6 protein-coding genes and 2 pseudogenes are annotated in these 7,126 nt (G+C 60.7%); 3 read left to right on the forward strand and 5 right to left on the reverse strand.

The window, feature by feature from the left end; all coding sequences use genetic code 11:
• Position 1: 1 nt before the first annotated feature.
• The 3 genes from CRO50_RS19600 (at position 2) to CRO50_RS19610 (ending at position 2,902) form a co-directional block, all read left to right on the forward strand.
• Positions 2-952: a PdxA family dehydrogenase gene (locus CRO50_RS19600; protein WP_232617652.1), complete on the forward strand. Its 951-nt coding sequence runs from the start codon at positions 2-4 to the stop codon at positions 950-952.
• The gene (locus tag CRO50_RS19605; RefSeq protein ID WP_097147542.1) at positions 949-1,953 is read left to right on the forward strand and encodes an FAD-binding oxidoreductase; all 1,005 of its coding nucleotides are present in this window, start codon (positions 949-951) and stop codon (positions 1,951-1,953) included. The genes CRO50_RS19600 and CRO50_RS19605 overlap by 4 nt, the downstream gene beginning before the upstream one ends.
• A gap of 130 nt (positions 1,954-2,083) precedes the next feature.
• On the forward strand, positions 2,084-2,902 hold the full coding sequence (locus CRO50_RS19610; RefSeq protein WP_232617653.1) for an IclR family transcriptional regulator domain-containing protein: 819 nt from the start codon (positions 2,084-2,086) through the stop codon (positions 2,900-2,902).
• Between the two features lie 28 nt (positions 2,903-2,930).
• Here the strand turns inward: CRO50_RS19610 and CRO50_RS19615 are convergent, their stop codons facing one another.
• The 5 genes and pseudogenes from CRO50_RS19615 to CRO50_RS20035 all read right to left on the reverse strand — a co-directional run bounded on the left by CRO50_RS19615 (position 2,931) and on the right by CRO50_RS20035 (position 7,002).
• On the reverse strand, positions 2,931-3,284 hold the full coding sequence (locus CRO50_RS19615; RefSeq protein ID WP_097147543.1) for an IclR family transcriptional regulator: 354 nt from the start codon (positions 3,282-3,284) through the stop codon (positions 2,931-2,933).
• 70 nt (positions 3,285-3,354) lie between these two features.
• Positions 3,355-4,233 (reverse strand): annotated as a pseudogene (locus CRO50_RS19620) (IS3 family transposase); the annotation flags it as partial.
• Positions 4,234-4,245: 12 nt separating this feature from the next.
• Positions 4,246-5,607 carry an IS110 family RNA-guided transposase gene (locus CRO50_RS19625; RefSeq protein ID WP_097147544.1) on the reverse strand — a complete coding sequence of 454 codons (1,362 nt, stop codon included), beginning with the start codon at positions 5,605-5,607 and terminating at the stop codon, positions 4,246-4,248.
• A gap of 228 nt (positions 5,608-5,835) precedes the next feature.
• A pseudogene (locus CRO50_RS19630) lies at positions 5,836-6,075 on the reverse strand (transposase); the annotation flags it as partial.
• A 333-nt stretch (positions 6,076-6,408) separates the two neighbouring features.
• Complete coding sequence (locus CRO50_RS20035) at positions 6,409-7,002, reverse strand: hypothetical protein (protein WP_143516977.1); 594 nt, start codon at positions 7,000-7,002, stop codon at positions 6,409-6,411.
• Positions 7,003-7,126: the final 124 nt, after the last annotated feature.

A 7,126-nucleotide genomic window follows, 5' to 3' on the forward strand; every position in this document is an offset into this window, starting at 1 on the left:
AGTGCTGATCACCGTTGGCGATGCCAACGGGATCGGCCCGGAAGTCGCGGCCAAGGCCGCTATCGCGCTGGCCGACGATCCGGCGCTGCGCCCGGTGATCGTGGGCGACCGGCATCTGGTGGAGCCGGTCGTGACGGCGGCGGGCTTCGCGTTTGAGCCGTCCATGGACAAATGGGGCGCGCCCGGCCACGTCGATCTTCATGAGGTTGGCGCGATTGACGCGGCCGATGTGACGCCCGGCACACCCACAGCGGCCAGCGGGCGGGCGACGGTTGCCTATGTCGAGCGCGCGGTTGCGCTGGTCAAGGACGGCACCGGCCGCGCCATCGTGGCCTGTCCGCATTCGGAAACGGCGGTCAATGCCAGTGGGCGGACCTTTTCGGGCTATCCCAACCTTCTGTCCGAGCTTCTGGGCACCGGCGAGGATTCGGTTTTCCTGATGCTGATCGGCGGCGGGCTTCGAATCGTGCATGTGACGCTGCATGAAGGCATTCACACTGCGCTTGACCGGCTGACGCCGGAGCTGATCGAACGCGCCACGCTGGCCGCGCATCAGGCGCTCAGCGGTCTGGGGATCGACGCCCCGCGCATCGGGCTGTTCGGCATCAACCCCCATGCGGGCGAGGGCGGGCTTTTCGGGGATGAGGACGACCGCATCGTCACCCCCGCCATCGAACGGCTGCGCGCCCAAGGGATCGACGCGCACGGGCCGGAAGGCGCCGACGTGATGCTGGTGCGCGAAGGCTATGATGCCTTTGTCGCCATGTATCACGATCAGGGCCATATCCCGGTCAAGCTGCTGGCCGGGCGCAGTTCGGCGGCGATGTCGATCGGTTCCGGGCTGGTCTTTTCCAGCGTCGGGCACGGCGCGGCGTTCGATATTGCGGGCAAGGGTCAGGCGTCCAGCGATGCGGCGGTCGCCGCGATCAGGCTTGTCGGAGGTATTCAGTGAGTTTTCGTATAACCGTCACCGACCATGACGATATCGGCTTCGACTGCGAAGAGGACGAAACCGTTCTCGACGCGGCTGACCGCGCGGGCTATGCCATTCCCTATTCGTGCCGCAAGGGTGTGTGTTCGTCCTGCGAAGGCGGCATCGCTTTGGGCGAGGCGATGGTGCGCGGGCAGGGGGTTCAGGCCGGTCCCGCCGAGGGCGTGAAGCTGTGCCAGGCCCGTCCGCTGACCGATCTTCAGATCGCGCCGACCCGGATCCAGAAGGTCGAGCCTGTGGAGCGTAAGACGCTGGAGGCGAAGGTGCGCAAGATCACCCGCCCGGCGCCGGACGTGGCCGTGATCCAGTTCCGCCTGCCGATCGGGCAACGCGCACCGTTCCGCGCCGGTCAATACCTGCGGGTGGTGATGGAGGACGGCGACAGCCGCAACTACTCCATGGCGAACACCCCGCAGAAAAACGACGGGATCGAGCTGCATATCCGGCATGTACCCGGCGGCAAGTTCTCGGAGCAGGTGCTGAGCAATCTGGACAAGGGGCAGTTCCTGACCGTCGAGCTGCCTTATGGCGAGTTCTGCCTGTCTGACAACGACGATTTGGACGCGGTTTTGCTGGCCACCGGCACCGGGTTTGCCCCGATGAAATCGTTGATCGAGAACCAGATCGTGCTGGGGGCCGAGCGGCCGCTGAAGCTTTATTGGGGTGTCAATACCGAGGCCGATCTTTACATGGCCGATGTCGCCGCCCGCTGGGCTGCGGCGCATCCCTGGATCAGCTTCACGCCGGTCATCTCGTCGCCTTCGGACGGCTGGGACGGGCGCACCGGGTTCGTTCACCGCGCGGTGCTTGAGGACATTCCCGACATGAGCAATGTCGAGGTCTATGCCTGCGGTGCGCCGGTGATGATCGACGCGGCGCGCTCGGAATTCGAGGCCGAGGCCGGGCTGGCCAAAGATCGCTTTTTCAGCGATGCTTTCGTGGCGTCGGGCGACGAGGAATAACGCCGCCTGCGCGGCCCCACCCGGTTTCTGGACTTATCCCGGATGCTATGGCAGGTTGCGGCGCGGCGTTTCCCGCCGGGCCGCTTGGTGCCCGGCACGTCGCCGACGCGACAGGCGCCGGGGACCGGACATGCCAGAAAAGGGTGGAGCTCGGATGACGGGGACGACGGAAAAAGAAGGGGGCACGGCGACGAAATCGCGCGCGCCCGAGGGGATGGCGGGGCTGGCCAAGGGCCTGGCCATCATCGAATTGTTCGGGGAAGAGTACCCGGCTGTCACAGTTTCGTCCGCCGCTGATGAGACCGGCATTTCGCGGGCCAGTGCGCGGCGCTGCCTGCTGACCCTGACCGATCTGGGTTATCTGACCAAGAACGGCCCGCGTTTCATGCCGACCCCGCGCATGTTGCGGCTGGGCGGATCCTATACCGGCGCGATTCCGCTGCCCCAGCTTGCCCAGCATCAGCTTGACGCGGCGCGCGAGGAGTTGGGGGAATCCGTCTCGCTTTCGATCCTGGAGGATGGCCGGTCAACCTTTGTCGCGCGGGCCGAGGCTGCGCGGCTGGTCTCCACCGCGATCCGTCTGGGCACCCGGCTGCCCGCCTATGCCGCGGCCACGGGGCGTATCCTGCTGTCGGCCTATGACGACGAGGCGCTGGATGCCTATCTCGACGCGGCGGAGCCGGTGGCCATGACCAAGCATACGGTTACGGACAAGGCGAAGCTGAAGGAGATCATCCGCGCCGCCAGCCGTGACAAGGTGGCGTTCACCGACGAGGAGCTGGAGCTGGGCATGGTCAGCATGGCCATTCCGGTCTTCGACCCGGACGGCAAGCTGGTCGCCTCGATGAGTGTGAGCGCGGCGCGGCCGCGCGTCACCGTCAAGGACATGCGCAAGCACATGCTGCCCATTTTGCGCATCTATGCCGAGGCGCTGTCGCGGTCCCTTTGAACGATGTCGGCGGGCAAGGCTGCCCGCGTCAGGTCAGAATCATCGTGGTGGTCTGAAGGTTCTTCGCCAGAAGCGTCAGCTTCGGCCCGATCTCGTTGCGGAGCCGTTCGCTCGTGGCGACGGGGCCTGCGCAGCTCAGGGTGAAGATCCGGCCGCTCGACTTGGCGATCACGGGGGTCGCGACCGCGCGGATGGCGAGATGGAAAACCTGGTCGGCCAAGACGAACCCCAAATTCTGGTAGTCGAGCCGGGCCTGCTTGATGCTCTTTTCCCGCGTTGGCCATTCATCCCCAGCCAGGCTGCGCAGATGCGGGGTCATCAGTTCGAGCCGCTCTTCCTCGATCATGGCGAGATAGGCAAGCCCGGCACCGCTGCGGATCATCGGCAGGCGCGATCCGACGCTGTGGTTAAAGATGGACCTGTCCCGTTTCTGTGCCGCCCCAAGTGCTCGTTTAGGCCACTTTCCGTTCGAAGGCGACCGGGCTTTTCCAGCCCAGTGCTGAGTGCCGTCGGCGCGGATCATAAAAGCCATTGATGTACTGGAAGATCGCCAACTCGGCGTCTCTGCGCGTCAGCCACGACCTTCGCCAGATCAGCTCTGCTTTGATCGTTTTGAAGAACGTCTCGACAGCGGAGTTGTCGTAACAATTGCCTTTGCCGCTCATCGATACCTTGAACCCGTGCTGGCGCAGTATCTTCTGGTAGTCGTGTGAGCAGTATTGCGACCCGCGGTCCGTATGATGAATGTAGCCTTTGGGTGGTTGGCGCAGTGCAACCGCCATCTTCAATGCTCGGATTGCTAAGTCACGTTTCATGCGATTGCTGACTGCCCAGCCGATCACCCGCCGAGAATGCAGATCAAGAATGACGGCCAGGTAAAGCCATCCTTCTCGCGTCCAGACATAGCTGATGTCGCCCGCCCACTTCTGGTTCGGTTGATCGGCATGGAAGTTCCGGTTCAGCAGGTTCGGCGCGATATTGAAAGCGTGATTGCTATCCGTTGTGACCATGTACTTCTTCGACCGCTCAACGCGGATGCCATTCTCACGCATCAATCTGCCAACCCGGCGATGACCGACGTTCAGACCCATCTCTTTCAATTCTTCGGTCATGCGTGGACGGCCATAGCTGCCCAGGCTGAGGCGGAACTGTTCCTTGATGTGAGCCAAGACAACCATGTCAGTCCGTTGCCTTTGGCTGGCAGGTCGGCTGCGATAAGCACGCAGACCGCGGGAGCTGACCTCCAGGACGTCACACATGCGCTTCGCGCAAAAGGCATCACGATGTTCTTCGATGAATCGGAACCTCATGGCTTTTGACCCGCGAAGAACTGCGTTGCCTTCCTAAGAAACAGCCGGTTCAGGCAAAACGGGCGCCAAGGCGTAGCCCAGGGTCTTGGCGCGCCGCTGGAGGTTCGCGAGAACGCGCCGGCGGTGACGCTCATCATAGGCTGCGGCGCCCTGATCCTGATAAGTCATTCCATGCCGGATGGCGTTGTAGAACAGGACGGCGATCTTGCGGGCGGTCGCCGTCACCGCCTTCTGCTTTCCGATCCGCGCCGAGAGACGACAATAGAAGGCGCCCAGAGCGGTGTCGCTGCGTCCGATGGTTGTGGCGGCCAATCGCAACAAGGCCCCCGCCCGGCTCGAGGAGCGCCGCGTCTTCGACGACAGAATCTTGCCCCCGGAGATCTTGTTGCCGGGTGACAGGCAGAGCCAGGATGTGAAGTGCTTTGCCGTCTTCCACGCGCGCAGATCAGTGCCGCACTCAGCCACCAGCTTCAGCGCCAGAGAAGGACCAAGGCCATGTATCTGGGTCAGGTCGGTTCCCAATACCCCGTAGAGCGCTGCTCGCACGTCGAAGGCCGGTGCATTGACTTGCCTGCCTTTGATCCGGGCCTTCGGCAGCGGCGGCCGATCGTCCCCTCCCTTGACTGAGAGGGCGGCAACAGCCGCTTCCAGCCGCTGATCGCATTCCTCGATCTTGGTTTTGTAGAAGTCGTAAAGGTCAAGCGACTGCGCCAGAGCGAAGACATGTTCCGCCCGGTCATTGCCCACAAGTGCTGCCCGGATCGTCGCCGGCGAGGATTTGCATCGCACATCCCGGTAATCGGCCAGCACCTCCGGATCGCGCTCACCCGCGACGATGGCGCGAATGATCTTCATGCCGGTTGCGCCGGTGATGTCGGAGACGACATGGTGCAGCTGTAAGTTCATCTCCATCAGCGCCTTCTGCATGTGTTGAATATGCGCGGCCGCATACTCTGTCAGACGTTCGCGCTGGCGCATGTAAGCACGCAGGGTTGCGATCTCGGCTTCGGGGCGGAAACTACCACGCAGAAGGCCGTAGGAATGCAACTGGCGCAGCCATCCCGCATCGCTGACATCGGTTTTGCGGCCGGGCACGTTCTTGGCGTAACGGGCGTTCACGAGGATCACCTCGAAGCCTCGGGCCTCGAGGATCTCGAACGCCGGTATCCAGTAGGCGCCGGTGGATTCCATGGCCACGCTGGTGACGCCGCAAGACCGGAACCAGTCGGCGAGGTCGTGCAGATCCTGGGTGAACGTGCCGAAGGCGCGAACCGACATGTCACAGCTGGACGGATTCACCGCTGCCATATGCATCGTCGAGCCGATGTCGATCGCGGCCGCATTGGGGTTGACCATCTTGAGGTCCGGGTGGCCGCCGGTCGTAGGTCTGGGCATGACATCTCCTCCGTTCGGAACGAAGGGCGTGGGCCATGCAAGTTCGTCATCTTCCTAACCGGGATCGCCGCAATCGCGCCGTTACCACTCTCAAGTGCGCATCAGCCCATGTGCCACGTTTTTTAACGGGATCCAGCCCACCAATAAGCCATCGGCAACTGCCCTTCGCTACGAGCATAGCACAGGCTGTTGCTACCGCGCACAGGCGGGCTGCGGCCCGGAACGGTTTTTTAGAATTTCCCTCTCCTCCTTGAGAATGCGGTTCTCGCGTCGAAGCCGCTCATTCTCACGGGCAAGGTCCAAGTCTTTGTCGGATACCATCCCGGTGTCGCGATGCGCCGTGACCCACTTGTTCAACGTCGATAGGCCAACGCCCAAATCTGACGCCACCTGCTTCCTTGTCAGCCCACTCGTCAGCGCGATCCGCACCGCATCAGCCCGGAATTCGTCCGTCCGTTTCAGTCCCATAGTTCGTCTCCTTTGCTGCAGTAAATGCTATCAAAGGAGCGGCATCAAACCGCGACACGTCCAAAGTGCCTGAACTGGTGCGGGAACAGGTTCGAATAGCTACGACTATTGAAAGAGAGATGCAAAGAGAGGCTTCACGCCGCAGGCAATGTTCGCCTGAGAACATAGAAGCGCAAGAACGGCAATATGGGTTTGTCGGTTTAGTATTGCAGTTACACTGTGAGCGCTATCCGAATGGTGTTGGTAGATAGCTATCTCAGTATTGGTTCTCGGTCGTCACAATGCTGATCTTAGAGTGCAAGATCAGTTAGTTTCGTCGCCGCTCGTTGCATCCTAGATTTTCAATGAGATTAAGATAACCGTTTTCAATTGCGACCTGGATTTCGCCAAGAAGCCGACTTGCATCGGCATCAGAGACATCACTTGGACAACCATAATCAATCTGACCGGGGGGATAGAAAGGTATATAAAATACCCTTCATTGCCCAAGCCATGAATTCTGATCGATATAGTGCTAGAGTGCGTAAGAAACTCATTGCCAATATTCACCATACCTCCATTGATGCTGGAGGTATTTGACGGTTGTTCTTCCCTATTGATATTTGCCTCTAGTCTTTGCTCTTGTACATCCGTCTCCTCAGGCTCACTTGTGGCTTGAGGAGGCTGTGTATCTACACTGGCTGTTGCAGTTACCTCTTGAATTTCTCTCATGCTTTGCAGATCGCGAAGCGCGTTGTCTATCAACCAGATTTGCTCAGAAATCCATGCATTTGGTATGGTTGAACGACCCTCCGACGATGCTTGTAGAGTGAGCTTGTCCTGAATGTGTTTCAGGAGTGCTTTTTCATATTCGAAGTAACCCACGGCACCGCGGTACTGGAATGGTGAAGCGTCAACATCATCATACCCAACGTTGGCCTGATCCATGAGCTTCTCAAGGTTATCGCGGTTGTCAGGTGTCGCTTTGCCTTTAAATCTGAGACATGGCGCTTTGAGCGTCGAGTTTTGTCCTTAACTGTGAGATTCGGCTGTCTTTGGTCCTGTGCTTCTG

Origin of the sequence: Pseudooceanicola antarcticus (assembly GCF_900215355.1) — a bacterium.
Classification (GTDB): Bacteria; Pseudomonadota; Alphaproteobacteria; order Rhodobacterales; family Rhodobacteraceae; genus Pseudooceanicola; species Pseudooceanicola antarcticus.

Excerpts from the sequence above, each read along its gene's own strand:
- CRO50_RS19610 (WP_232617653.1), top strand. The coding sequence starts at position 2,084 with ATGCCAGAAAAGGGTGGAGCTCGGATGACGGGGACGACGGAAAAAGAA.
- CRO50_RS19615 (WP_097147543.1), bottom strand. The coding sequence starts at position 3,284 with ATGATCCGCAGCGGTGCCGGGCTTGCCTATCTCGCCATGATCGAGGAA.
- CRO50_RS19625 (WP_097147544.1), bottom strand. The coding sequence starts at position 5,607 with ATGCCCAGACCTACGACCGGCGGCCACCCGGACCTCAAGATGGTCAAC.
- CRO50_RS20035 (WP_143516977.1), bottom strand. The coding sequence starts at position 7,002 with ATGGATCAGGCCAACGTTGGGTATGATGATGTTGACGCTTCACCATTC.